The sequence below is a fragment of the Rodentibacter caecimuris genome, from assembly GCF_010587025.1.
GTDB lineage: Bacteria > Pseudomonadota > Gammaproteobacteria > Enterobacterales > Pasteurellaceae > Rodentibacter > Rodentibacter caecimuris.
Map to the genome: position 1 here is coordinate 2,368,196 of NZ_CP040863.1, position 25,201 is coordinate 2,393,396.

The window sequence follows — 25,201 nt, forward strand, 5'->3', positions numbered from 1 at the left end:
GTGTTTTGTTGATGGTTTATAGGTGGAAATAAAGATGAGCTATTGATTTTATTAGCTTGATGGTAGGGTTATTTATAAGAATTAATTTTAAATAAAATATTAATTTTTGATCTAGATCAAATTTCTTTAATAGAAATAAAAAACGGTCGAAAAATCGACCGCTCTTTTCATTGGATTAAATTTAGGCGGCAACCATTACCATAGCAGGGCGAATGACGCGTCCGTTTAGCGTGTAGCCTTTTTGTAAAACTGCTGTAATTTGATTAGATTCAAATCCTTCCGCAGGTTGCATAGAAATGGCTTGGTGTAACTCCGGATTGAAGTTTTCTCCCACGACACCTACCGCTTCGACCCCAAAGCGACCTACGGTTGCAACAAGCTCTTTTAAAGTAAGCTCCACACCATCAAATAAGGCTTTTACGCCTTCATCTTCAGTATTTGCCGGTGTGCTAAGGGCACGTTCTAAGTTATCGATGGTGTTTAAAATGTCTTTTGAGAATTTTTCTAGGGCAAATTTATGTGCTTTTTCTACATCCTGCTCGGCACGGCGGCGAATATTGTCAATTTCTGCACGGGTACGAAGTAAAAGATCTTGTTCTTTTTTTGAGGTTTCTTCTACTTGTGTTTTAAGTTGCTCTTCAAGTTCTTGAACTCGGGCAATAGCCTCTTCTAAAGGATCCTCAGCCTGTACCTGTTCAATCTCTTCCTTTTGAATCTCTTCAATAGGTTCTTCAGTGGTATTAATTTTTTGTTCTTGTTCGGACATTTTGTTCTCCATTAATTCAAAAATTGGCGACATTTTAGCAAAATTAAAGTGCTATGTAATATAATGGCGAAAATTTTGAATTCAAGTGCGGTTGATATTCCGCTTAAATTAATGAAAATGAATGAACTACATAACTCCTTTAACATTATTGGCTTAGCAGGGAAACCGCGTAATGACGTGAATCTGCAAATGCACAAAAATGTTTACCATTGGCTGATCGAGCGTGGTTATCAGGTATTAGTTGAAAAAGAGGTAGCAGAAAAACTTGAATTACCTGAACACACCGCGGCGAAATTAGAGCAAATCGGGCAATTGGCACAGCTTGTAATTGTGATTGGGGGAGACGGCAATATGCTTGGACGTGCGCGTATCCTTGCAAAATATAATATTCCTCTTATCGGGATTAACCGTGGTAACCTCGGTTTTTTAACGGATATCGACCCGAAAAATGCGTATGCCCAATTAGAAGCCTGTTTAGAACGAGGCGAATTTTTTGTGGAAGAACGTTTTCTCTTAGAAGCCCAAATTGAGCAAAATGGAGAAATTATTGCTAAGGGAAATGCAATTAATGAGGCTGTTATTCACCCTGCGAAAATTGCCCATATGATTGATTTCCATGTGTATATTAATGATAAATTTGCTTTTTCTCAGCGTTCTGACGGGTTAATTGTTTCGACCCCAACGGGATCGACGGCTTATTCCCTTTCTGCCGGAGGGCCGATTTTGACACCAAATTTAAATGCGATCGCGTTAGTGCCAATGTTTCCTCACACACTGTCATCACGCCCTCTCGTTATTGACGGCGACAGTAAAATTTCTATCCGCTTTGCTGAACATAATACTTCTCAGTTGGAGGTGGGGTGTGATAGTCAAATTGCATTGGGCTTTTCACCGGATGATGTGGTTCATATTGAAAAAAGCAAACATAAATTACGTTTGCTTCATCTAAAAAATTATAATTATTACAATGTATTAAGTACAAAGTTGGGCTGGTTAAAAAATTTCTAAATAAAATCTTTACTGTATATTGAAACAGTATTAATATAATAAATATACAGTGAACAAGGATTTTATTATGCTTACCCAACTTACTATTAATAATTTTGCGATTGTTCGTCAGCTAGATGTCGAATTTGCCAAAGGAATGTCTGTGATTACCGGTGAAACCGGAGCCGGTAAATCCATTGCTATTGATGCTTTGGGTTTATGTTTAGGACAACGTGTAGAAAGTTCAATGGTAAGGGATGGGCAAGAACGTGCCGAAATTTGTGCAAGTTTTCACCTTGATTCCCATAATCCGGCTTATTATTGGTTGCGGGAGCAGGAATTACAGGATTCTGATAATCCCGCCGAATGTATTTTACGCCGAGTGATCAGTGCTGATGGTCGTTCCAAAGCATTTATTAATGGTACGCCGGTTTCTGCTACTCTACTTAAAGACATCGGGCAATATCTTATCCATATTAACGGTCAACATGCTTCGCAGCTTCTGCTAAAAAGCGATTATCAGCTTCAATTAGTGGATAGTTTTGCGCAACATACCGACTTATTAAACCAAATGCGTGATGACTATCACACATGGAAAAATTTGCAAACCCAAGTTAAGACATTTCAACAAAAAGTCGCAGAAAATGAATCTAAAAAACAGTTGTTACAATACCAAGTTGAAGAATTGGATGAATTTAATCTTCGACCGAATGAATACTTTGAATTAGAGGAAGAGCAACGCCGTTTATCAAGTAGTGAACAGCTTACCCAGCTTTCGCAATCGGCTTTACAGATTTTAAGTGAAAATGAAACGGTAAATATTGATTCAATGTTATATCGTGCAACTCGGTATATTGACGAGCTGGTAGAATTGGAGCCGCGTTATGCAGAGGCGCAAAATTTGCTGAATGAGGCGCTGATTCAAGTACAAGAGGCAACCGGTGAGATTCAACATTTATCATCAAATATTGAGCAAGATCCTATGTTGTTACAAGAAATTGAACAGCGTATGGGGCAAGCATTACAGTTGGCAAGAAAGCATAATGTGAAGCCTGAGGAATTAGTCAGATTGCATAAAAAATTAAAAGAGGAATTGACCGCACTTTTAGATTTTTCAGAAAGTGAAGACTTGTTGATTGCGCAAGAAAAAGCGGCTTTTACACAAATGCAAGCGACGGTACAGGCATTAACAAGCAGTCGTCAGAAAGCTGCAAACGAGTTGGCGCAGCAAGTTACGGCATCAATTAAACAGCTTGCAATGGAAAATGCGGAATTCTATGTGGAAGTGAAAACCGATCATGACAAAATCACGAGCAATGGGGCAGATCAGATTGTGTTTACTTTGCGTAGCAATTTAGGACAGCAGCCCCAACCATTGGTAAAAATTGCCTCTGGGGGGGAACTTTCCCGTATTTCACTCGCTATTCAGGTATTAGCCTCCGATCAATCTGCGGTTCCTACTTTAATTTTTGATGAAGTTGATGTTGGTATTAGCGGTTCGACAGCGAGTGTAGTAGGCAAGTTATTGCGTCAGTTAGGCGATAAATGCCAAGTACTTTGTGTTACTCATTTACCTCAAGTAGCCTGTTGCGGACATCATCAATTTAATGTAGAAAAATGGATCGTTGATGAAAAAACAGAAACAAAAATGACCGCACTTTCACAGTCGGAACGTATTCCTGCGTTAGCCCGTTTATTAGGCGGAAGCCAGATTACCGATTTGGCGTTAGCAAATGCGAAAGAAATGCTTGAATCTATTTCGTCATAACTTAATTCAAATTCCATTAGATTTGGGATAGGTAAATTTACTTTTACTCCGATTTTTTACTAAATAAAAATACAGGAAATTAATAACTTGCTATAATTTCACTTGATTCATATTTTGTAAAACATATTTTTATAACCATTTTGTTAGGAGCTATGATGTCGTTACAGTTCAATATGATCGCTTTGTTGCTGGTGATTTTTATTATTCTGGGAGTCATTAGCCATAACAGCGCGATTACCATTTCATCTGCAGTATTGTTGATTATGCAGCAGACTTTTTTATCTGGATATATCCCATTACTTGAAAAATATGGTTTAAAAATCGGGATTATTATTTTAACCATTGGGGTATTAAGTCCGTTGGTTTCGGGTAAAATTCAATTACCTAATGTTGCCAATTTGTTAAGCTGGAAAATGGTATTTTCGGTTATCGTTGGTATGTTTGTGGCATGGCTTGCCGGCAAAGGCGTTTCGCTAATGGGGGAGCAACCGATATTAGTCACAGGTTTACTGGTAGGGACAGTTATCGGTGTCGCTTTTCTTGGAGGGATTCCTGTCGGACCCCTTATTGCAGCAGGAATTTTAGCGCTATTAATCGGAAAATTTTAGATGAAGAATAAATGGTTATTTATTGCTGCGTTGAGTGGGTTTTTCAGCGTAGCTTTGGGCGCATTTGCCGCACATGGTTTAACTCATATTTTGGATAATAAAGCTCTTGCATGGATTGATACCGGTCTGAAATATCAACTATTTCATACGCTAGCAATGTTAGCGGTGGGGCTATCGACATGGTGCAATAATAAATTTGCAAATTTTGCTGCGATGGCATGGGCATTCGGTATATTGCTTTTTAGTGGCAGCTTATATGCCCTTGCATTTGGTTTGGGAAAGCCAGTCGTTTGGCTCACTCCGATTGGCGGCAGTTTATTTTTAATTGGCTGGTTTAGTCTGGCCTACGGCAGTTTCAAAAGTAAATCAGAATGAAAAAAAGAACGATAAAATCTGAATTTAATTCTTTACAACAATCTCTCTTTTCTCAACTTGATAACCTGATGTTGGTGGAAAAACGTCGGTTATTTTCGCGTATTCAGGGTATTGGTAAAATTAAAAATCAAGATGCGCAACAAGCAGTGGCATCGGAAATTGAACGACAAATTCAACAGGCAAAATTGCGTGTGGTACAGCGTAAAAGTGCGGTTAAAAATCCCATTATTTTCCCTGAAGACCTGCCGGTTAGCCAACGTAAAAAGGAAATCAAAAAGCTATTATCAGAGCACCAAGTTATTGTAGTGGCAGGGGAGACTGGATCTGGCAAAACCACTCAGTTGCCGAAAATGTGCTTGGAGTTGGGATTAGGTCGTTTAGGTATGATTGGGCATACCCAACCTCGCCGTATTGCCGCCCGTTCCGTTGCTGCCCGTATTGCCGAAGAATTACAAAGCGACTTGGGTGATTTGGTGGGATATAAAGTCCGTTTTAATGACCAAATTAGCGATAATACCCAAATAAAACTGATGACCGATGGGATTTTACTGGCTGAAATTCAAACGGATCGTTTCCTCAATCAATATTCCTGTCTGATTATTGATGAAGCACATGAACGTAGCCTAAATAACGATTTTATACTCGGTTATCTGAAACAGCTTTTACCACGCCGACCGGATTTAAAAGTCATCATTACTTCCGCAACGATTGATGTAGAACGTTTTTCCAAACATTTTAATCACGCCCCTATTATCGAAGTATCAGGTAGAACTTATCCCGTCGAAGTGCGTTATCGTCCAATTATCGATGAGGCAGATCAAGACCAACTGCAAGGCATTTTGAGTGCGGTAGATGAACTTCAAGCGGAAGGCCGAGGCGACATTTTGATTTTTATGAATGGAGAGCGGGAAATTCGTGATACGGCAGAAGCATTACAAAAGCAAAATCTAAAACACACGGAAATTCTACCGCTCTTTGCCCGCCTGTCTGCACAGGAACAAAATAAAATCTTTCATCCTAGCGGATTAAATCGCATCGTACTTGCTACCAATGTGGCGGAAACCTCACTAACCGTACCGGGAATTAAATACGTGATTGACCCGGGCACAGCACGTATTTCCCGTTATAGTTATCGGACAAAAGTTCAACGTTTGCCGATTGAACCGATTTCACAGGCTTCTGCGAATCAGCGTAAAGGACGTTGTGGGCGTGTGAGTGAAGGTATTTGTATCCGTCTTTATTCAGAAGAGGATTTTAATTCCCGACCTGAATTTACCGATCCGGAAATTTTGCGTACTAATTTGGCTTCCGTTATTTTACAAATGACGGCATTAGGCTTGGATGATATTGAGGCGTTTCCATTTGTCGATGCGCCGGATAGGCGGAATATTCAAGACGGCGTGAAATTGTTGGAAGAATTGGGCGCGTTTGAAACGATTAAAACAAAATCAGGCGAAAAACGCCGATTGACACAAACCGGTCGTCAACTTGCCCAACTTCCGGTTGATCCCCGATTAGCCAAAATGTTATTAAGTGCGGTCAATTTTTCGAGTGTTTATGAAGTAATGGTGATTGTTTCTGCACTATCCATTCAAGATCCGCGTGAACGCCCAACCGAGAAACAGCAATCAGCAGATGAAAAGCATCGTCGCTTTGCAGATAAGAAATCCGATTTTTTGGCATTTTTAAACCTTTGGAATTATCTCCAAGAACAACAAAAAGCATTGACCAAAAATCAATTTCGCCGCCAGTGTCAAAAAGATTTCTTAAATTACTTGCGTATCCGAGAATGGCAGGATATTTATCATCAAATTCGTCTTGCGGTGCGTGAGATGGGGTTGCCGATTAATTCAGAAAAAGCAGAATATCAGCAAATTCATACCGCACTTTTAAGCGGTTTATTGTCTCATATCGGGCTGAAAGATATGGAAAAACAACAATATCTAGGGGCGCGTAATACCCATTTTTCAATTTTCCCCAATTCTGTACTTTTCAAAAAACAGCCAAAATGGGTGATGACAGCAGAATTAGTGGAAACCTCGAAACTTTGGGGGCGTATGGTGGCGGAAATTGAATCCGAATGGATTGAGCCGCTCGCCGATCATTTAGTCAAAAAATCTTATGCCGAGCCACGATGGTCGAAGTCACGCGGCGCGGTAATCGCTGATGAAAAGGTGAGTTTATACGGTGTGCCGATTGTTGTGGCAAGACCGGTAAATTATGGCTCGATCGATCCTATTGTGAGCCGAGAGATTTTTATTCAATCTGCTTTGGTTGAAGGAAATTGGCACACAAAACACAATTTTTTCAAACAAAATCAGTGTTTGATTCGTGAAGTCGAAGAGTTGGAACACAAAAGTCGTCGTCGAGATATTTTAGTAGATGAGCGTACCTTATTTGAATTTTACGATCAACGTATTGGTACAGAGGTAGTATCGCAGAAATATTTTGATACTTGGTGGAAAAAAGCTTCAAAACAGGATTCGGAATTACTTAATTTTGAACGTGCTTTCCTCATTAATGAGGGGGCGGAGAAAGTGAGTAAACTGGATTTTCCCAATTTTTGGCATCAAGGTAATCTTAAGCTCAAACTCACCTATCAATTTGAACCGGGAACTGAAGCGGACGGTGTAACGGTGCATATTCCGTTACCATTGCTTAATCAAGTAGAAATGGGCGGTTTTGACTGGCAAATTCCGGGATTGCGCGAGGAACTGGTGATTGCATTGATTAAATCTTTGCCGAAATCATACCGACGTAATTTTGTTCCGGCACCCAATTATGCTCGCGCTTTTTTAGAACGTGCTATTCCCTTAGAAAAACCGCTATTGGATACGCTCATCTATGAATTGCGTCGTATGACTGGGGTAACAGTGGCGGAGGAATATTGGAATTGGGCGCAAATTCCAAGCCATTTAAAAATGACTTTCCGTGTTGTGGATGAAAAAGGAAAGAAAATTGCCGAATCCATGGATTTAGATGCACTCAAATTTGAGTTAAAAGAGCGTGTGCAAGAAAGTATTTCTGCCGTAGCGGATGATGCGATTGAGCAGAGTGGGGTACATATTTGGAACTTTGCCGAATTACCACAGTTTTATGAACAGAAAAAGCACGGTTTTAGTGTGAAAGCCTTTCCGGCGATTGTAGATGAAAAAGAATCTGTCGGTATTAAACTTTTTGAAACGGAATTTGAACAAAAAGTAGCAATGCAGCAAGGATTACGCCGCTTACTGTTACTCAATGTGCCTTCACCGATTAAATATTTACACGAAAAATTACCCAATAAATCCAAACTTGGTCTTTATTTCACCCCGTTTGGGCAGGTATTGGATTTAATTGATGACTGTATCGCTTGTGCGGTGGATAAACTTATTGCAGATTTTGGCGGTTTGGTTTGGAATGAGGAAAGTTTTGAAAAACTGCGTGATTTTATACGTGAAAACTTGAACGACATTACGGTAGAGATTGCACAAAAAGTTGAAGAAATTCTGACATTTACTCACACCTTAAACCAACGTTTAAAAGGTAAAATGGATTTTACTATGGCATTTGCACTCTCGGATATTAAATCTCAGTTGAGCGGTTTGGTGTATCAAGGTTTTGTACAAAAAAGTGGTTATCATCGTTTGCCGGATTTATTACGTTATTTACAGGCTATTGATAAACGAATCGATAAACTAGCCCAAGATGTAAATCGTGATCGTGCGGCAATGCTGCGTGTAGAACAAGTACAACAAACCTATCAACAATTATTGGTTAAACTGCTAAAATCCAAGCCGATTCCTGACGAGGTTGCGGAAATTCGATATATGATCGAAGAATTGCGTGTGAGCTTATTTGCCCAGCAGTTGGGCACGAAGTATCAAGTGTCGGATAAGCGGATTTTGAATTTGATTCAACAGTTTTGATTAAAAAATATTTATTTATGCGATGGAGGATATAACATCGTGACAAACAAACAAACAAACAAACAAACAAACAAACAAACAAACAAACAAACAAACAAACAAACAAACAAACAAACAAACAAACAAACAAACAAACAAACAAACAAACAAACAAACAAACAAACAAACAAACAAACAAACAAACAAACAAACAAACAAACAAACAAACAAACAAACAAACAAACAAACAAACAAACAAACAAACAAACAAACAAACAAACAAACAAACAAACAAACAAGACAGTAGCGGTTGTTACTTCTACCATTGGGCGTGATGAATTGGTTCGTGCGATTGAAAGTGTAAAAGCGCAGACTTATCCGTGTCGTCATTATATTTTTGTTGATGGTGAGCAATTTTCGGACAAAGCAAAAGGACTTGTTGAGCCTTATCAAGATCTTGTTATTACTTATCTTCCTATGAACACAGGAAAAAATGGTATGGTGAACAGTGGTGTTAATGCTATAGCCTCATTTTTGGTTGAAGAAGATATTATTTGTTATTTAGATGATGATAATTGGTATAAACCAAATCATGTTGAAGAACTTGTTAAAGTATTAGATAGAGGGGCTGATTTTGCATATTCATTAAGGGATCTTTATTCTTTAAATGGGCAATTTATTTGTTCAGATGACTGGGAATCACTTGGTTATTGGAAGCTTAATAAACCTGTTAAGCTAAATATTATTTATGCTGACAAAACATACCCTCTAGTTTTTAATTTTAGTAACCAAGAGTGTCATATTGATACGAATACTTATGCATTTCCCCGAACTTTAGCGATAGAACTTTCACGAAGTTGGTATTCGGGTATATACAATGACCGACACGTTTATAAAAAATTACAAGAGTTGGGTAAAGTTGGAGTAGGATCTGCAAAATATACAGTGAACTACAGTGCTGATTTAGAGAAAATGATAAAGATACAAGGTGATGAGGAATTAGCGTCTTTATTGGCTCAGCCTGGAGTGAGGGAAGCGTTGATTAAAAAATTATGTGAAGTAAATATTGAGTATCACGGGAATCAGAAGCCTTGGTCTGGATAGCATTAGTATTATTAATTTGAGAAAAATGCCATGATTGGTGAAGAAACGATCATGGCATTTTATTTTTTGTGAGCCATGTCAAAGTTTCAACAAAAAGTATAAACCTTCTATTTGTTTTATAGTTTTTTAAGCGTATGATTTTTGCCGCAGTATTTGGAGAAAAAAATGTCTGAGATTCAACAATTTGAACAGCGTGATATTAAAATACTTAATGAGGAAGTGATATATAACGGATTCTTCACGCTCAAAAAAATTCAATTTAAACATAAACTTTTTGCCGGTGGTGAAAGCAATATTGTCACACGGGAGTTACTTATCAAAGGTGCGGCTTCGGCAGTGATTGCCTATGATCCGAAAGAAGATGCCGTAGTGTTGGTGGAGCAGGTTCGTATTGGAGCCGCTTATTATCCCGAACCGAATTCCTCTCCTTGGTTACTGGAATTAATTGCCGGTATGGTGGAAGAAGGAGAATTACCGGAAGAGGTTGCGTTACGGGAGAGTGAAGAAGAAGCCGGCGTAACGGTGAAAAACTTAACTCATTGTTTAAGTGTGTGGGATAGTCCCGGTGGTGTAGTGGAAAGAATTCATCTATTCGCGGGAGAAGTGGATAGTTCGAAAGCAAAAGGAATTCATGGCTTAGCTTGCGAAAATGAAGATATTCGAGTACATGTTGTGAAACGCGAACAAGCGTATCAGTGGATGTGCGAAGGGAAAATAGATAATTGCATTGCAGTGATGGGCTTGCAATGGCTTCAATTAAATTATGCTCAGTTGCAACAACGTTGGCAATGACGTTAGGAGTCATCTATGAGAAATACGTTTGTTTATCGGACTGAAAAGTCGATTGTAAAATTATTACAAATTACCGATCCACACTTATTTAAAGATGAAAAAAATGAATTATTGGGTGTGAATACACAGGCTAGCTTTGCACAGGTTTTGAAAGAAATTCAACAAGACAATACTGAGTTTGATGTCATATTGGCTACCGGTGATTTAGTGCAAGATAGCAGTGATGAGGGGTATCAGCGTTTTGTTAAAATGGTAAAACCTTTCGGATTACCGGTCTTTTGGATTCCCGGAAATCATGATTTTCAACCTAAAATGGTAGAAAATTTAAATCAGCCGCCAATGGAAAAGGCAAAACATATTTTATTGGGAGAGCATTGGCAGGTTTTATTGTTGGACAGCCAAGTTTACGGTGTGCCTCATGGTGAATTGAGTCAGCATCAACTAGGGTTATTAAAAGCAACATTGGAACAATATCCCGAACGTTATACTTTAATCGTATTCCACCATCATTTAGTACCGACAAATTCTGCTTGGCTTGATCAGCATAATTTACGTAACTCCCATGATTTATTTGATGTGCTTGCACCGTTTAAAAATGTGAAGGCGATTTTATATGGGCATATTCATCAACAAGTGGATAGTCGGTGGCAAGATTATCAAGTGATGGCAACACCTTCAACTTGCATTCAATTTAAAGCGGATAGTCAGTATTTTGCCTTAGACAAGATACAACCTGGATGGCGAGAAATTGCGTTATATCCTGATGGTTCTATTACTACGCAAGTGAAACGAATCCAACAGACAATGTTCCTACCGAATATGCAGGAAGAAGGGTATTAAATAAAATGAGAATATTTATATCTTCATTTGTATCTGTGTTGATTGGCGTTTTAATTTATATACCGTTATTATACTTTTTTGGTGCATTAGGAGTAGCTGGTTGTCATGGCTTTGGACTTTGGAGTCGGCGGTTTAGGTTGTTTGATCTACCCGTTTCTCAATGCGCTTGTTACAGATATAATAGTCGTCATTGTGGTAGGAACATATTTTTATAAACTTGAATAAAAGATAAAAAGTGCGGTCAATATCGACCGCACTTTTTATTTCCAAACTAGTAAAAATAAATTTGGGCTGGTAAGAATGAGGACAAATTTGTACAATAGCCAACCGTTTTTTTGGATTGACTAATGATTATAGAAATAGAAAGATGACGCAAAAATTACATATTAAAACTTGGGGCTGCCAAATGAATGAGTATGACTCATCAAAAATGGCGGATTTATTGTTGAGCACCCATGGACTTGAATTGACAGATATTCCTGAAGAAGCGGACGTGTTGCTACTAAATACCTGCTCCATTCGTGAAAAAGCACAAGAAAAAGTATTTCATCAATTAGGGCGTTGGAAAGAATTAAAGAAAACGAAACCAAATTTAGTGATTGGTGTGGGTGGTTGTGTCGCCTCACAGGAAGGTGAGCATATTCGCCATCGTGCGCCTTATGTAGATATTATTTTTGGCCCGCAAACCTTACATCGTTTGCCGGAGATGATTAACCAAATCCGTGGCGGCAAAAGTTCGGTAGTAGATGTTAGTTTCCCTGAGATTGAAAAATTTGACCGTTTACCTGAACCGCGTGCGGAAGGGCCTACCGCATTTGTTTCTATTATGGAAGGCTGTAATAAATACTGTACTTTCTGCGTCGTACCTTATACGAGAGGAGAAGAGGTTAGCCGTCCGGTAGATGATGTATTATTTGAAATTGCTCAGTTAGCCGAACAAGGTGTACGTGAAGTAAACTTACTTGGTCAAAACGTTAATGCCTATCGTGGCCCGACCCATGATGGAGACATTTGTAGTTTTGCCGAGTTACTTCGTTTAGTCGCTTCCATTGATGGAATCGACCGTTTACGTTTTACTACAAGCCATCCGATTGAATTCACTGATGATATTATTGATGTGTATCGTGATACACCGGAACTTGTGAGTTTCTTACATCTACCTGTTCAATCCGGTTCTGATCGCGTTCTTACCATGATGAAACGTAGTCATACCGCATTAGAATATAAATCCATTATTCGTAAGTTGCGTGCAGTCCGACCTGATATTCAAATTAGTTCTGACTTTATTGTGGGTTTCCCCGGGGAAACCGCAGAAGATTTTGAGCAAACCATGAATCTGATTGCACAGGTCAATTTTGATATGAGTTTTAGTTTTGTCTATTCTGCCCGTCCGGGAACTCTGGCCGCGGATATGCCGGATGATGTAACGGAAGACGAGAAAAAACAACGCTTATATGTATTGCAAGAACGGATTAATCAGCAGGCGGCACAATTTAGTCGTCGTATGTTAGGAACAGAACAGCGAGTATTGGTTGAGGGGCCGTCGAAAAAAGACATTATGGAACTCACCGGTAGAACGGAAACAAACCGCATTGTGAATTTCCAAGGCTCGCCTGACATGATAGGGAAATTTGTAGATGTGAAAATCACTGATGTCTATACCAATTCTTTGCGTGGCGAAGTGGTTCGTACTGAAGAGGAAATGGGATTGCGTATTGCACAATCACCACAAGAAGTGATGAACCGAACACGAAAAGAAGATGAATTAGGTGTGGTGCGCTATCAAGGATAACTCAATAGGCTGGATTTTATTCCGGCCTTTATTTTATTTCACGCGCTTCCCTTACTCTCCAGTAAGTAGCAAATTTAGGTTTACCGGAGTTTGTTAATCCCCGATATTTATAGGTGATGAAAGATCCTATTGGTGGTGGATTTTCACGTTCATTAAGATTAAATCCGGAACCGATCTTAAATTCTCCCCGATGATTTTTACAGGTTAATGAGCCCATCACATTTTCAAACTGTCCCTTACCTTTGTGGTGAGCGATTACCGTACATTCTTCATCATGAGCGGTTTTTAATTTGAGTATTTGCGTACTACGTTTCCTTTCGTAGAGGGAATTAGGATTTCTTACAACCACGCCCTCTCCTCGTTGGCTTTCGACTTCTTTTAGAAATTCGTACAAATGGTTTTTGTCTCGAACGGGAATTTGTTCAATGATTTGAATATAGGAAGTTGGATGAGTTGAAAGGTAGGTTTTTAACAGATTAAGCCGTTCAAATAAATTTCCTTCGGCATCCGGCACATCAAATACATACAGCTTGAGTTTTTTCCAACGCTCACTTTTGAAGGATTTAGTTATGGAGGATATTTCTTCAAACTGATTGCGTTCACTAAACAATTCGCCGTCAATAGCAAAAGGAGGAAAATCTTTTATGAAGTAAGCCGGTGGAAACAGTCTTTGTCCTTGACGTGTCAAAAGTTGTGTTCCATCCCAATAGCCACGTACGCCATCAAGTTTTTCAGACATGACCCAGCCTTCAATATTTTGGTTGTCATAGTTTTTCAGAAGCATTATATCAATATCGGCATAAGATTTTATGCTAACAAATAATATAAAAATAGCGCGAAGTAAGTTGCTCATCAGGTTTCTTTTTATAGTTCAAAACTGGCTGAAGATTAAAAAAGTGCGGTAGTTTTTCAAAGTGTTTTGAGTACACTCTGCGATCCTGTTCGAAAAAATAATGCTTGATGAGCCAAAAATGTTGAATTTGTATTTCAGTCTAGATAAAAGGCATTATCTACTATACAATGTTGCGAAAATTTCTCATTTCCTAAAAGGAGCAAAAATGTATTTGGATCAAATCAAATCAGAGCTTGTGGAAGCACAAGATGTATTAAATAAATTTATCTCTGATGAAAATAACATTAAATTAATTCAGCAAGCGGCATTATTAATTTCAGATAGTTTCAAACAGGGGGGGAAGGTTCTTTCTTGTGGCAATGGCGGCTCTCATTGTGATGCAATGCATTTTGCGGAAGAACTCACGGGGCGTTATCGTGAAAATCGCCCCGGCTATCCTGCAATTGCAATTTCGGATGTGAGTCATTTAAGTTGTGTAAGTAACGATTTTGGTTATGATTATGTGTTTTCACGCTATGTAGAGGCGGTGGGGCAAAAAGGCGATGTATTATTTGGTTTATCCACATCCGGTAATTCTAAAAATGTATTGAATGCCATTGAGGCAGCAAAAGCCAAAGGGATGAAAGTGATTGCGATGACAGGTAAAGACGGTGGAAAAATGGCTGGGCTTGCCGATGTGGAAATTCGAGTGCCACATTTCCGTTATGCAGATCGTATTCAAGAAATTCACATTAAAGTCATCCATATTTTGATGATGCTCATTGAGTTTGAGATGGCAAAAAACACTTAAAGTGCGGTTGTTTTCATAACTATTTTTAAAATCCCAAATTATTTTTGGGATTTTTTATTCTAAATGCTTGCATAAATATGCATAAAAACGTAATATTTGTGCATTCTATAAAGTAAAGAGAATTGAAATGGCTATTCGTGTTAAAAATTTAAATTTTTTCTATGGTGCTTCCCAAGCATTATTTGATATTAATTTGGAAGCGGAAGAAGGGGATACGGTCGTGTTACTGGGTCCAAGCGGAGCGGGAAAAAGTACATTAATCCGCACATTAAATTTATTGGAAGTGCCAACAACCGGTCAATTAAGTATTGCCAATAATAAATTTGATTTATCAAAGGCAACGGCCAATCCGAATGCGATTCGCCAGTTACGCCAAGATGTGGGAATGGTTTTTCAACAGTATAATCTTTGGCCGCATTTGACAGTGCTTGAAAATTTAATTGAAGCGCCAATGAAAGTGTTAGGCATAGATGAATCAACGGCAAAAACAGAAGCAATGGAGTTACTAAAACGTTTACGTTTGGAAGAATATGTTGATCGTTTTCCTCTACATTTATCGGGCGGGCAACAACAGCGGGTGGCAATTGCACGGGCGTTAATGATGAAACCGCAAGTGTTGCTATTTGACGAACCGACAGCAGCCTTAGATCCGGAAATTACCGCACAAGTAGTGGATATTATTAAGGAATTGCAGGAAACGGGCATTACTCAAGTGATTGTGACCCATGAAGTTAATGTGGCGCAAAAAGTCGCAACAAAAGTTGTGTATATGGAGCAAGGAAAAATTGTAGAAATGGGATCGGCTGATTGTTTTGAACATCCGAAAACCGAGCAATTTAGACAATATCTTTCTCACTAAAACAATAAGGAGACATTATGAAAAAATTACTTTTAAGCGCAGTATTATTAGGTTCGGCAGCAATAGTAAATGCACAAGAAATTACTTTTGCGATGGAGCCGAGTTATCCCCCGTTTGAGTTTACCAATGAAAAAGGGGAGATCATTGGTTTTGATGTGGATGTAGCGAATGCTATTTGTAAAGAAATTCAAGCAACCTGCAAGTTTAAAGGTGAATCTTTTGATGCATTAATTCCAAATTTAAAGGCAAAACGTTTTGATGCTGCAATTTCCGCCATGGATATCACCGAAGCGCGCTCAAAACAGGTGTTATTTTCAGAGGCCTATTATGATAGCACGGCAAGCTATGTCGCATTGAAAGGTAAAGCAACTCTGGAAACGGCTAAAAACATTGGTGTGCAAAATGGCACAACTTTCCAACAATATACTGTCACTGAAACGAAGCAATATTCACCAAAAGCTTATACGAGTTTACAAGACGCTATTTTAGACTTAAAAAATGGTCGTATTGACATTATTTTCGGTGATACCGCTGTACTTGCGGATATGATCGGAAAAGAACCTGAAATTCAATTCGTTGCTGAAAAAGTGACGAATAAAAAATACTTTGGTAACGGTTTAGGTATTGCAATGAATAAGTCAAACAAAGAATTAGCCGAAAATTTAAATAAAGGTTTGGCGACAATCAGAGCAAATGGTGAATACCAAAAGATCTATGATAAATGGATGATTAAATAATTTATGTTTGCTGATTTTCTTTCTTTAATGTTTACGGCAGCCCTAATGACATTAGGGCTTGCTGTATGCTCCTTAGTTATCGGTTTGCTGTTTAGCGTGATATTTGCTTTATTGGAAGCAAATCGCTTTGTTGGTAAACCTATGGCTATTTTTGTGGCATTGCTACGGGGATTACCGGAAATTCTGGTTGTTTTGCTGGTGTATTTTGGTTCAACAGAGCTTGTAGAAATACTGACCGGCGAATACATTGAATTCAGTACATTCGGATGTGGTGTTTTTGCCTTATCACTTATTTTTGCGGCTTATGCATCGCAAACCTTACGCGGCGCAATTCAAGCTATCCCAAAAGGACAATGGGAATCAGGCGCGGCGTTGGGATTAAGTAAAGGTTATACGTTTATACACATTGTTGTGCCGCAAATTTGGCGTCACGCTTTGCCGGGGTTGAGTAATCAGTGGTTAGTGTTGTTAAAAGATACGGCATTAATTTCACTTATTGGCGGAGATGATTTAATGCGCCAAGCGCAATTAATTAATACCAACACACATCAACCGTTCACTTGGTATGGCATTGCGGCATTAATTTATCTTGCTATAACATTAATCAGTCAAGTCGGTATTCGCCGTTTAGAACTCCGTTTTACGCGTTTTGAAAGAGAGGTGAAATAATGTTCCAAGAATATTTATCCGTGATCGCACAGGGGATTCCGACGAGCCTATTATTGACCTTAGTTTCGTTGTTGGTTGCTTTTTTATTAGCCTTAATTCTGACAGTGTTGCTTGCTATGGGAAATAGCTGGGTAAAAAGAGCGGTCAATTTTTACCTTGTTTTATTTACCGGTACACCGCTACTTGTGCAGTTTTTCTTAATTTATGCCGGCCCCGGTCAATTTGAATGGATTGTGAATAGCCCGCTTTGGCATCTTTTATCAAATGCATGGTTCTGTGCGGCATTGGCATTGGCATTAAACAGTGCGGCCTATTCAACCCAATTATTTTATGGTGCGGTGAAAGCGATTCCAAAAGGACAGTGGGAAGGTTGTGCCGCACTGGGTTTAAGCCGCTTACAAACATTAAAAATTTTGATTCCTTACGCATTAAAACGGGCGTTGCCGTCTTATAGTAATGAAATTATTTTGGTATTTAAAGGAACGGCATTGGCATCAACGATTACGATTATGGATATTATGGGTTATGCCCGCCAACTTTACGGTACCGAATATGACGCGTTGACAATTTATGGCATTGCCGGCGGTATCTATTTAGTTATTACAGGGATTGCAACGCTATTATTACGTAAGTTAGAAAATAAAGTACTTGCTTTTGAGCGTTTAGATATGAAAAAAGCGTAAAGTGCGGTCAATATTTTAAGAGAATAAGTGGGTTGCGTTGCAACCCATTTTTTATGATTGGCTAATGAGACTTGCAATGATAATAAACAAGGCAAAGATGCAAAACCAAACTAAGTGCAATTTTGTGCTTTTTCGGTTAATTTCCGCATTTTTCAAGCGTCTTTCTTCCAACTTTTGTTTATAGATGATGAGATCTTGTTTGAAAGAAAAGCCACAGTGTGGGCAGTTTGTAGCGTGTTCGCTGATTTTTTGGCGACATTCCAGACAGCGGATAAGAGCCATTTCTATTCCTTATTAACTTAAACGGTAGATTTTGATTTCGTACTTTGTCAGTTAGATTGCTGAATTAATAAAACAACAAGTCACTCTGTAGTCTATCAGTGAACGGTAAAATTACCAAACAGGATAAGCTATTGCTTGTGCAATAATAGAATAGTCTTGTTGCTAACCTTATAACTGAAATATGACCAGGTATGGGGAATATAAAATGAAACGTCAGATAAAGTAACAAGATACTCTATGGTGCTTATTGATGAATTACACCGTATTTTTTTACTGTGTTTAAAATTTGAATGTTAAATGTGATATTCATCACAAAATTATGAGGTTTTTGTAAATTAAATTTTTTGTTTATTTAAATTTATCATAAAATACGATGCGCTTATTTAGAGCATGATTTCAGTAACATAGTGATTATTTTTGAGGTGCTTTTATGTTGTGGTTTTTCTTCTGTATAGCCATTTTGATTCTTGGCTATTTTATTTACGGAAAAATTATTGAAAAAATTTTTGTCATTAATCCTAAACGTCAAACTCCCGCTTATCAAATCAATGATGGTGTGGATTATATGCCAATGTCTAAAACCAAAATTTGGTTGATTCAATTATTAAATATTGCGGGTACCGGGCCAATTTTTGGACCTATTCTCGGGGCGCTATACGGGCCGGTTGCCATGCTTTGGATTGTTATCGGATGTATTTTTGCTGGGGCGGTACATGACTATTTTTGCGGTATGTTAAGTATTCGTCATGGTGGTGCGACAATGCCTTATTTGGCGGGTAAGTTTTTAGGCCGTCCTGTAAAAGTATTTATCAATCTTCTCGCATTAGTGTTGTTATTATTGGTTGGTGTGGTATTTGTTGCCAGCCCTGCACAGTTAATGGGTACGATTACCATGGATATCTTTGGCGCTTCTCAAGGTGCATTGCAATTGGGTGATGCCGAAGCGGTTCATCAGGTGGTGGAAGCCGGTGGTCTTAAAGTATGGGGCATGGATAAAGCCACCATTGTTGCACTATGGACAGTGATTATTTTCGCTTATTATATTCTTGCTACTTTATTACCTATCGATAAAATTATTGGTCGAATTTATCCGCTCTTTGGGGCCTTATTGCTCTTTATGTCTGTGGGAATGGTATATGGTTTGGTGTCGGCGCACTTCAGTGTGGTAGATCCAATTGAATTTTTTCGCACCGTGAATGCAGATGGACAAGGATTAACATGGGAGAAATTCACACAAAACTTCCAAGTAAAAGGTGATGTTCCAATTTGGCCATTGTTATTCTTAACTATTTCTTGTGGAGCATTGTCAGGTTTTCATGCGACACAAACGCCACTAATGGCACGTTGTGCAGAAAATGAGAGTGAAGGTCGTTTCATTTTCTATGGTGCAATGATTACCGAAGGAATTATTGCATTAGTATGGTGTATGGTAGGGCTTGCGTTCTATGAAAATCCACAAGCATTGCAAGATGCAATTTCGGCCGGTTCTCCGTCTAAAGTGGTGTATGACAGTTCATTACACTTCTTAGGATTCATTGGTGGTATTTTTGCCGTGCTAGGTGTTGTAGTGCTTCCGATTACATCAGGTGATACGGCATTCCGTGCCGCACGTTTGCAATTAGCGGAAATCTTCAATATTGATCAACGTTCTCTTTCCAAACGTTTAGTGATTGCGATTCCATTGTTTGTATTAGGGTATTATGTTTCAACGATCGATTTTAGTATCTTATGGCGTTACTTCACTTGGGCAAACCAAATGACGGCAATGGTGATGTTATGGACTGCCGCAGCGTATTTATATCGATATCATAAATTCCACTGGGTTGCTTCTATCCCTGCTTGGTTTATTACTACCGTATGTTCTACTTACTTGTATTACAATAAAATCGGTTTCAGCTTAGATTATCAATTATCGGTATACTTAGGCTTTGCAACAACAATTTTATGTATTGTTTTATTCTTCGTCCTATTAAAACCATTAGGTGATCGTGATGAAGAAGCCTATGTAAATACGACAAACGTATAATTTTCAACGCGTTATAAAATCAAACCGTTCAAGTGAATGCTTGAGCGGTTTTTTTATCTGAAATTTATCGCATTTATATATTGGAATCGCTTGCAAGTTTGCTTTATAACCGATAGACTTGGCAGTTAAGTGGTGAAAAGTGGTTTTTTGTGGTGATTTTTACCAGAATTTTAATCTTAAAGGATCAGAATCAATGTTTCGTGGTGCTGTAGCGGTAAATTTAGATTCAAAGGGAAGAATTGCGATCCCGACTCGCTATCGCGCAGAAATTATTGAAAAAAATCAAGGGCAAATGGTTTGTACGGTAGATATTCGTCAGCCTTGCCTATTGCTTTATCCCTTAGATGAATGGGAAAAAATTGAGCAGAAACTACTTTCATTATCTAATTTTGATCCTAACCAACGCCGTTTACAGCGAGTAATGCTTGGTTATGCTACCGAATGTGAAATGGATGCTCAGGGGCGTATTTTACTGAGCGGGCCATTACGTCAACATGCAAAATTAGAAAAAGGTTTAATGTTGGTAGGGCAATTAAACAAATTTGAAATTTGGAGTGATACGGAGTGGATCGCACAAATTGATGAAGATATTGCTGTGGCAGGAACTGCCGAATTTGCAACGGATACGAATTTAAATATGCTGTCATTCTAATAAACTTAGAAAAGAACAGCAGCACTAGCAAGATAAGCGGTGCTTGCACCGCATTATCTTTTTTCAAACTTATTTTATTAACGCTTACGAATATGCAAAATTCCTTTTCTTCGACTGAACATATTACGGTTTTACTCCATGAAGCTGTGGACGGCTTGGCATTGAAAGAAAATGGAATTTATATTGATGGCACTTTTGGACGGGGAGGTCATTCTCGTTTAATTCTTTCCAAACTCTCTCAAAACGGTCGTTTGATTGGTATTGACCGAGATCCTTATGCCATCGCGGAAGCGAAAAAAATTCAAGACCAACGTTTTCAAATTGAACATAATAGCTTTTCCCAAATCCCTGAAATTTGTGAAAAATTAGATTTGGTTGGCAAGATTGATGGTATTTTGCTTGATCTCGGCGTGTCATCTCCGCAGTTGGATGAGGCGGAACGCGGTTTTAGTTTTATGAAAGACGGCCCGCTCGACATGCGTATGAATACAAAACAAGGTTTATCTGCGGCAGAATGGTTAAAACAGGTTTCTGTAGAGGATTTAACTTGGGTATTGAAAACCTTCGGTGAAGAACGGTTTGCAAAACGTATTGCGACAGCCATTGTTGAATACAACAAAAGTGCGGTCAAAAATGGCGAAAAAGGTTTATCACGAACACTCCAACTGGCTGAACTCATTTCCCAGACAGTGCCTTTTAAGGATAAGAACAAACATCCGGCAACCCGTAGTTTTCAAGCAATTCGAATTTTCATTAATTCTGAACTGGATGAATTGGAAAGTGTATTACATTCGGCATTAGAGATGTTAGCAACTGGAGGGCGTTTGTCGATCATTAGTTTCCATTCTTTAGAAGATAGAATGGTTAAACACTTTATCAAAAAACAAAGTAAAGGAGAGCCGATTCCAAAAGGGTTGCCATTACGTGAAGATCAAATTCAACGTCACCAAAAATTAAAAGCTATTGGCAAAGCAGTTCAGCCGTCGGAAGCAGAAATTCAGGCAAATCCACGTTCAAGAAGCGCAATATTACGCATTGCGGAAAAAATCGGTTAGGGTAAAAAATGTTAGAGAATAATGAACGTTATCCTTTGCAGAATCTTTTGGTAGAAGATTTATTTTCAGCAAATAAATTGGTTTCATTATTATTGTTATTAATTTTGATTTCTGCTATGGCAACAATTTGGTTAACGCACCAAACGCGCGGGCTAATCTCTGAAAATGGTCAGTTGGTTTTGCAACATCAAGCATTGCAAGATGAATATCGCAATTTGCAGTTGCAAGAAGCGACTGAGGGCGATAGCACAAGAGTGGAATTTATTGCGATTGGTACGTTAAAAATGAAAAGAATAGATAGCGACCAAGAAGTGGTTATTTTGGAATAAAAAGTAAGTCAGGGTTGAGTAAATGGTTAGATTTAATTCATCAAAAAAATCAAATAAATCTAAGAAAACAATTAGAAAACTCGCCGTGTCTACAACAACGGCGATTAAACCCAATAAGCCTAAAATGGTGTTTGAAAGATGCTTTATACGCTGGCGTTATTTAATTGCCACAGGGCTTATTTTCTTCGGATTAGGCGCTTTAGTTGCTCGGGCTGCCTATGTTCAAGCGATCAATTCGGATATTCTTTCCGGTGAAGCGGATAAACGTTCTTTACGTAAAGATGAAATTCTTTCGGTTCGCGGTTCAATTTTAGATCGTAATGGTCAGTTATTATCTGTAAGTGTGCCAATGAGTGCGGTAATCGCAGAACCTAAACGTATTCTTAAAGAAGGTTCGCTTGATGACAAAGAGAGAATCAAAGCTCTCGCGGATGTCTTAGGTTTGAGCTATAACGAACTTGTCAAAAAAATTGAGAAAAATCCAAAATCAGGTTTTTTATATTTAGCACGCCAGGTTGAAGCAGGAAAAGCACAATATGTCAAAGAACTGAAAATTAAAGGAATCAGCCTAGAAAGCGAGCCGCGTCGTTTCTATCCGCGAGTAGAAGAAACCGCACATTTAATCGGTTATACCGATATTGATGGTAATGGTATTGAAGGGATTGAGAAAAGTTTTAATACAATGCTGGTGGGGAAAGACGGTTCCCGTTTAGTACGAAAAGATAAACGAGGAAACGTAGTTGAACATATTGCCGACCAGAAAAAATACGATGCACAAGATGTGACACTCAGCATTGATGAAAAATTACAATCGATGGTATATCGTGAAATCAAAAAAGCGGTAACGGAAAACAAGGCGGAATCAGGCACTGCAGTACTTGTTGATGTGCGTACCGGTGAGGTGCTTGCAATGGCTAATGCGCCTTCTTATAACCCGAATAATCGTGTCGGTGTGAAAGCGGAGCTTATGCGAAACCGTGCGATTACCGATGTTTTCGAACCCGGTTCAACGGTAAAACCTTTTGTTGTTTTGACCGCACTTCAGCGTGGTGCGGCACAACGTAATGAAGTGATCAATACAGGCTCTTTTACCGTGAGTGGGAAAGAAATTGTGGATGTCGCACCTCGTTCTCAACAAACTTTAGATGAAATTCTGATTAATTCGAGTAACCGAGGGGTCAGTCGTCTTGCATTACGTATGCCGCCAAGTGCATTAATGGATACCTATCAGGCAGCGGGGCTAGGTAAAGCTACCGATTTAGGCTTAGTTGGCGAACAAGCCGGTGTGTTAAATGCAAATCGTAAACGTTGGGCGGATATTGATCGGGCAACGGTAGCTTATGGCTATGGTATCACCGCAACACCGCTACAAATGGCGCGTGCTTATGCGACTTTAGGAAGTTTCGGTATTTATCGTCCGCTTTCTATCACAAAGGTTGATCCTCCTGTGATTGGTCAACGTGTTTTTTCTGAGAAAACCACAAAAGAAATTGTGAATATGTTAGAAAAAGTAGCGATTAAAAATAAGCGTGCGATGGTCGAAGGCTATCGGGTCGGAGTGAAAACTGGTACTGCGCGTAAAATTGAAAATGGACGCTATGTGAATAAATATGTGGCATTTACGGCTGGGATTGCGCCAATTAGTGATCCGCGTTATGCACTTATTATTTTGATTAATGATCCGAAAGCCGGTCAATATTACGGTGGTGCAGTATCTGCGCCTGTGTTCTCCAGCATTATGGGATATGCTTTGCGTACCAATGGTATTGCACCTGATGCCGAACCATTAGATAAAACGGCAAAACGCACGGTTCGTCTTACTTCACGTAAAACAGAACAAGATAATGTGAAACAGGCAAATTAAGGAAAAACAATGAAAAAACTAACCGCACTTTTTAATTTGCCTTCACTTCCCCAAGATATTGAAATTAATGAACTGGTTTTAGATAGTAGAAAAGTGAAAACCGGTGATCTGTTTGTTGCAATAAAAGGACATCAAGTTGATGCAACCTGTTTTATTGAACAGGCGATTTTAGCCGGTGCAAGTGCGATTGTCGCTGAAACCGGCTCGGTCGATATGCATTTAAGCGTAGTATATCAGCAGCAAAAACCAGTGATTTATTACTATAATTTGTCGTCAAATTTATCCGAGATTGCAGATAAATTTTATGATTCGCCGTCTAAAAAACTCACCCTTGTCGGTGTTACCGGCACAAATGGGAAAACAACCGTCTCTCAACTATTAGCGCAGTGGGTTAGGCACTTAGGGCATAAGTCGGCTGTAATGGGGACGATTGGAAACGGCTTATTAGGACAGGTTGTTGAAGCAAAAAATACTACGGGTTCACCGATCGAAATTCAATCTTCACTTGCTTCTTTTATTAATGCCAGTGCGGATTTTGTAGCGATTGAGGTTTCTTCTCACGGTTTAGTTCAACATCGGGTAGAGGCGTTAGATTTTAACGTTGCAATTTTTACAAATTTAAGCCGTGATCATTTAGACTATCACGGCACGATGGAAGATTACACACAAGCGAAAAAACGTTTTTTCTTTGACTTATCTCCCGATTTGCAAATTCTAAATGCAGATGATCCGGTAGGTGCGGAATGGCTAAAATCATTACCAAATGGCATTGCGGTCAGTTGTGAAGCAAATTTCCAACCAAATTCCAAACAATGGCTAAAAGCCGTCTCAGCCCGTTTTACTCACGAGGGGACGATTATTGATTTTACATCCAGTTGGGGAAATGGCACTCTAAACAGCCCGTTAATTGGTGCATTTAATGTGAGTAATTTACTATTAGCCATGGCGACATTGCTTGCATTGGGCTACCCATTGGAGAGTTTAATCAATAGCGTTTCAACGTTACAAGGTGTTCGCGGCAGAATGGAAATGATCAAAGTTGAGGAAAAACCGGCAGTTATTGTCGATTATGCCCATACGCCGGACGCTTTGGAAAAAGCACTTGTTGCCACTCGTGAACATTGCAATGGTAAACTATGGTGCATTTTTGGCTGTGGCGGCGATCGTGATAGAGGTAAACGTCCGTTAATGGCAAAAGTTGCCGAGCAATTTGCTGATATGGTGATTGTAACCACAGATAATCCGCGTACCGAAGAGCCTGATCAAATTGAAGCGGATATTGTTTCCGGTTTTAGTAACATGGATAACGTCGGGTTAATTTCTGATCGTGCACAAGCAATTGAATTCGCTATTCAAGGGGCGCAGAAAAATGACCTCATTTTGATTGCGGGAAAAGGCCACGAGGATTATCAAATTGTAGGGAATGAAATCTTGCATTTTTCCGATCAAGAAACGGCTGAGTTTTATTTAACCCAATAAATTT

At 39.0% G+C, this 25,201-nt stretch carries 23 protein-coding genes; 20 read left to right on the plus strand and 3 right to left on the minus strand.

Going from position 1 to position 25,201, the window contains the following annotated elements; translation table 11 throughout:
- Nucleotides 1-181: 181 nt before the first annotated feature.
- Nucleotides 182-766 (minus strand): nucleotide exchange factor GrpE, encoded by a 585-nt coding sequence (gene grpE / locus FEE42_RS11555; protein WP_059367214.1) that lies wholly within the window; start codon nt 764-766, stop codon nt 182-184.
- A 117-nt stretch (nt 767-883) separates the two neighbouring features.
- Between grpE and FEE42_RS11560 the strand changes: the two genes are divergently transcribed.
- The 9 genes from FEE42_RS11560 to miaB all read left to right on the plus strand — a co-directional run bounded on the left by FEE42_RS11560 (nt 884) and on the right by miaB (nt 12,919).
- Complete coding sequence (locus tag FEE42_RS11560; RefSeq protein ID WP_059368850.1) at nt 884-1,774, plus strand: NAD(+) kinase; 891 nt, start codon at nt 884-886, stop codon at nt 1,772-1,774.
- A gap of 67 nt (nt 1,775-1,841) precedes the next feature.
- A complete protein-coding gene (gene recN / locus FEE42_RS11565; protein ID WP_059367212.1) occupies nt 1,842-3,521 on the plus strand; it encodes a DNA repair protein RecN in 1,680 nt (559 codons plus the stop codon).
- A 155-nt stretch (nt 3,522-3,676) separates the two neighbouring features.
- Nucleotides 3,677-4,129, plus strand: coding sequence for a DUF441 domain-containing protein (locus tag FEE42_RS11570; RefSeq protein WP_059367210.1), 453 nt, complete (start codon nt 3,677-3,679; stop codon nt 4,127-4,129).
- Nucleotides 4,130-4,504, plus strand: a complete 375-nt coding sequence (locus FEE42_RS11575) for a DUF423 domain-containing protein (RefSeq protein ID WP_164028670.1) — start codon at nt 4,130-4,132, stop codon at nt 4,502-4,504.
- The gene (hrpA, locus tag FEE42_RS11580; protein ID WP_164028671.1) at nt 4,501-8,412 is read left to right on the plus strand and encodes an ATP-dependent RNA helicase HrpA; all 3,912 of its coding nucleotides are present in this window, start codon (nt 4,501-4,503) and stop codon (nt 8,410-8,412) included. The genes FEE42_RS11575 and hrpA overlap by 4 nt, the downstream gene beginning before the upstream one ends.
- Before the next feature lie 39 nt (nt 8,413-8,451).
- Nucleotides 8,452-9,495: a glycosyltransferase gene (locus tag FEE42_RS11585; protein ID WP_237184431.1), complete on the plus strand. Its 1,044-nt coding sequence runs from the start codon at nt 8,452-8,454 to the stop codon at nt 9,493-9,495.
- Nucleotides 9,496-9,660: 165 nt separating this feature from the next.
- A complete protein-coding gene (gene nudF, locus FEE42_RS11590) occupies nt 9,661-10,287 on the plus strand; it encodes an ADP-ribose diphosphatase (RefSeq protein ID WP_059367202.1) in 627 nt (208 codons plus the stop codon).
- Between the two features lie 15 nt (nt 10,288-10,302).
- Nucleotides 10,303-11,127, plus strand: a complete 825-nt coding sequence (cpdA, locus tag FEE42_RS11595; RefSeq protein ID WP_059367196.1) for a 3',5'-cyclic-AMP phosphodiesterase — start codon at nt 10,303-10,305, stop codon at nt 11,125-11,127.
- Nucleotides 11,128-11,494: 367 nt separating this feature from the next.
- Nucleotides 11,495-12,919, plus strand: coding sequence for a tRNA (N6-isopentenyl adenosine(37)-C2)-methylthiotransferase MiaB (miaB, locus tag FEE42_RS11600; RefSeq protein ID WP_164028679.1), 1,425 nt, complete (start codon nt 11,495-11,497; stop codon nt 12,917-12,919).
- A 28-nt stretch (nt 12,920-12,947) separates the two neighbouring features.
- Here the strand turns inward: miaB and FEE42_RS11605 are convergent, their stop codons facing one another.
- A complete protein-coding gene (locus FEE42_RS11605) occupies nt 12,948-13,772 on the minus strand; it encodes a DNA ligase (RefSeq protein ID WP_059367192.1) in 825 nt (274 codons plus the stop codon).
- 205 nt (nt 13,773-13,977) lie between these two features.
- Between FEE42_RS11605 and lpcA the strand changes: the two genes are divergently transcribed.
- The 5 genes from lpcA (at nt 13,978) to artM (ending at nt 17,510) form a co-directional block, all read left to right on the plus strand.
- Nucleotides 13,978-14,562 (plus strand): D-sedoheptulose 7-phosphate isomerase, encoded by a 585-nt coding sequence (gene lpcA / locus FEE42_RS11610; RefSeq protein WP_059367190.1) that lies wholly within the window; start codon nt 13,978-13,980, stop codon nt 14,560-14,562.
- Between the two features lie 127 nt (nt 14,563-14,689).
- A complete protein-coding gene (gene artP / locus FEE42_RS11615) occupies nt 14,690-15,421 on the plus strand; it encodes an arginine ABC transporter ATP-binding protein ArtP (RefSeq protein ID WP_136126416.1) in 732 nt (243 codons plus the stop codon).
- A 17-nt stretch (nt 15,422-15,438) separates the two neighbouring features.
- A complete protein-coding gene (locus FEE42_RS11620; protein ID WP_059367184.1) occupies nt 15,439-16,158 on the plus strand; it encodes a lysine/arginine/ornithine ABC transporter substrate-binding protein in 720 nt (239 codons plus the stop codon).
- A 3-nt stretch (nt 16,159-16,161) separates the two neighbouring features.
- Nucleotides 16,162-16,827: an arginine ABC transporter permease ArtQ gene (gene artQ, locus FEE42_RS11625; protein ID WP_059367179.1), complete on the plus strand. Its 666-nt coding sequence runs from the start codon at nt 16,162-16,164 to the stop codon at nt 16,825-16,827.
- A complete protein-coding gene (gene artM, locus FEE42_RS11630; RefSeq protein ID WP_164028681.1) occupies nt 16,827-17,510 on the plus strand; it encodes an arginine ABC transporter permease ArtM in 684 nt (227 codons plus the stop codon). Before artQ ends, artM begins: the two co-directional genes overlap by 1 nt.
- A gap of 51 nt (nt 17,511-17,561) precedes the next feature.
- Here artM and FEE42_RS11635 read toward each other — a convergent pair whose 3' ends face one another.
- A complete protein-coding gene (locus FEE42_RS11635) occupies nt 17,562-17,792 on the minus strand; it encodes a zinc ribbon domain-containing protein (protein ID WP_059367172.1) in 231 nt (76 codons plus the stop codon).
- 430 nt (nt 17,793-18,222) lie between these two features.
- Between FEE42_RS11635 and FEE42_RS11640 the strand changes: the two genes are divergently transcribed.
- From FEE42_RS11640 to murE, 6 genes are all read left to right on the plus strand, one after another.
- A complete protein-coding gene (locus FEE42_RS11640; protein ID WP_136126412.1) occupies nt 18,223-19,818 on the plus strand; it encodes a carbon starvation CstA family protein in 1,596 nt (531 codons plus the stop codon).
- Nucleotides 19,819-20,011: 193 nt separating this feature from the next.
- Nucleotides 20,012-20,470, plus strand: coding sequence for a division/cell wall cluster transcriptional repressor MraZ (gene mraZ, locus FEE42_RS11645; protein ID WP_059367164.1), 459 nt, complete (start codon nt 20,012-20,014; stop codon nt 20,468-20,470).
- Nucleotides 20,471-20,562: 92 nt separating this feature from the next.
- Nucleotides 20,563-21,525 (plus strand): 16S rRNA (cytosine(1402)-N(4))-methyltransferase RsmH, encoded by a 963-nt coding sequence (gene rsmH / locus FEE42_RS11650; protein ID WP_164028682.1) that lies wholly within the window; start codon nt 20,563-20,565, stop codon nt 21,523-21,525.
- A gap of 8 nt (nt 21,526-21,533) precedes the next feature.
- On the plus strand, nt 21,534-21,854 hold the full coding sequence (gene ftsL, locus FEE42_RS11655) for a cell division protein FtsL (protein ID WP_059367158.1): 321 nt from the start codon (nt 21,534-21,536) through the stop codon (nt 21,852-21,854).
- Nucleotides 21,855-21,876: 22 nt separating this feature from the next.
- Nucleotides 21,877-23,718, plus strand: coding sequence for a peptidoglycan glycosyltransferase FtsI (gene ftsI / locus FEE42_RS11660; protein WP_164028684.1), 1,842 nt, complete (start codon nt 21,877-21,879; stop codon nt 23,716-23,718).
- 9 nt (nt 23,719-23,727) lie between these two features.
- Nucleotides 23,728-25,197: a UDP-N-acetylmuramoyl-L-alanyl-D-glutamate--2,6-diaminopimelate ligase gene (gene murE / locus FEE42_RS11665; RefSeq protein ID WP_135969127.1), complete on the plus strand. Its 1,470-nt coding sequence runs from the start codon at nt 23,728-23,730 to the stop codon at nt 25,195-25,197.
- Nucleotides 25,198-25,201 lie beyond the last annotated feature (4 nt).

What these genes read in the sequence shown, in the direction of transcription:
- murE (WP_135969127.1), top strand. Translation starts at nt 23,728, where the DNA reads ATGAAAAAACTAACCGCACTTTTTAATTTGCCTTCACTTCCCCAAGAT.
- ftsI (WP_164028684.1), top strand. Translation starts at nt 21,877, where the DNA reads ATGGTTAGATTTAATTCATCAAAAAAATCAAATAAATCTAAGAAAACA.
- FEE42_RS11620 (WP_059367184.1), top strand. Translation starts at nt 15,439, where the DNA reads ATGAAAAAATTACTTTTAAGCGCAGTATTATTAGGTTCGGCAGCAATA.
- miaB (WP_164028679.1), top strand. Translation starts at nt 11,495, where the DNA reads ATGACGCAAAAATTACATATTAAAACTTGGGGCTGCCAAATGAATGAG.
- rsmH (WP_164028682.1), top strand. Translation starts at nt 20,563, where the DNA reads ATGCAAAATTCCTTTTCTTCGACTGAACATATTACGGTTTTACTCCAT.
- lpcA (WP_059367190.1), top strand. Translation starts at nt 13,978, where the DNA reads ATGTATTTGGATCAAATCAAATCAGAGCTTGTGGAAGCACAAGATGTA.
- recN (WP_059367212.1), top strand. Translation starts at nt 1,842, where the DNA reads ATGCTTACCCAACTTACTATTAATAATTTTGCGATTGTTCGTCAGCTA.
- FEE42_RS11640 (WP_136126412.1), top strand. Translation starts at nt 18,223, where the DNA reads ATGTTGTGGTTTTTCTTCTGTATAGCCATTTTGATTCTTGGCTATTTT.
- FEE42_RS11570 (WP_059367210.1), top strand. Translation starts at nt 3,677, where the DNA reads ATGTCGTTACAGTTCAATATGATCGCTTTGTTGCTGGTGATTTTTATT.
- FEE42_RS11560 (WP_059368850.1), top strand. Translation starts at nt 884, where the DNA reads ATGAATGAACTACATAACTCCTTTAACATTATTGGCTTAGCAGGGAAA.
- cpdA (WP_059367196.1), top strand. Translation starts at nt 10,303, where the DNA reads ATGAGAAATACGTTTGTTTATCGGACTGAAAAGTCGATTGTAAAATTA.
- hrpA (WP_164028671.1), top strand. Translation starts at nt 4,501, where the DNA reads ATGAAAAAAAGAACGATAAAATCTGAATTTAATTCTTTACAACAATCT.
- grpE (WP_059367214.1), bottom strand. Translation starts at nt 766, where the DNA reads ATGTCCGAACAAGAACAAAAAATTAATACCACTGAAGAACCTATTGAA.
- mraZ (WP_059367164.1), top strand. Translation starts at nt 20,012, where the DNA reads ATGTTTCGTGGTGCTGTAGCGGTAAATTTAGATTCAAAGGGAAGAATT.
- artP (WP_136126416.1), top strand. Translation starts at nt 14,690, where the DNA reads ATGGCTATTCGTGTTAAAAATTTAAATTTTTTCTATGGTGCTTCCCAA.
- artM (WP_164028681.1), top strand. Translation starts at nt 16,827, where the DNA reads ATGTTCCAAGAATATTTATCCGTGATCGCACAGGGGATTCCGACGAGC.
- artQ (WP_059367179.1), top strand. Translation starts at nt 16,162, where the DNA reads ATGTTTGCTGATTTTCTTTCTTTAATGTTTACGGCAGCCCTAATGACA.
- ftsL (WP_059367158.1), top strand. Translation starts at nt 21,534, where the DNA reads ATGTTAGAGAATAATGAACGTTATCCTTTGCAGAATCTTTTGGTAGAA.
- FEE42_RS11605 (WP_059367192.1), bottom strand. Translation starts at nt 13,772, where the DNA reads ATGAGCAACTTACTTCGCGCTATTTTTATATTATTTGTTAGCATAAAA.
- nudF (WP_059367202.1), top strand. Translation starts at nt 9,661, where the DNA reads ATGTCTGAGATTCAACAATTTGAACAGCGTGATATTAAAATACTTAAT.
- FEE42_RS11635 (WP_059367172.1), bottom strand. Translation starts at nt 17,792, where the DNA reads ATGGCTCTTATCCGCTGTCTGGAATGTCGCCAAAAAATCAGCGAACAC.
- FEE42_RS11575 (WP_164028670.1), top strand. Translation starts at nt 4,130, where the DNA reads ATGAAGAATAAATGGTTATTTATTGCTGCGTTGAGTGGGTTTTTCAGC.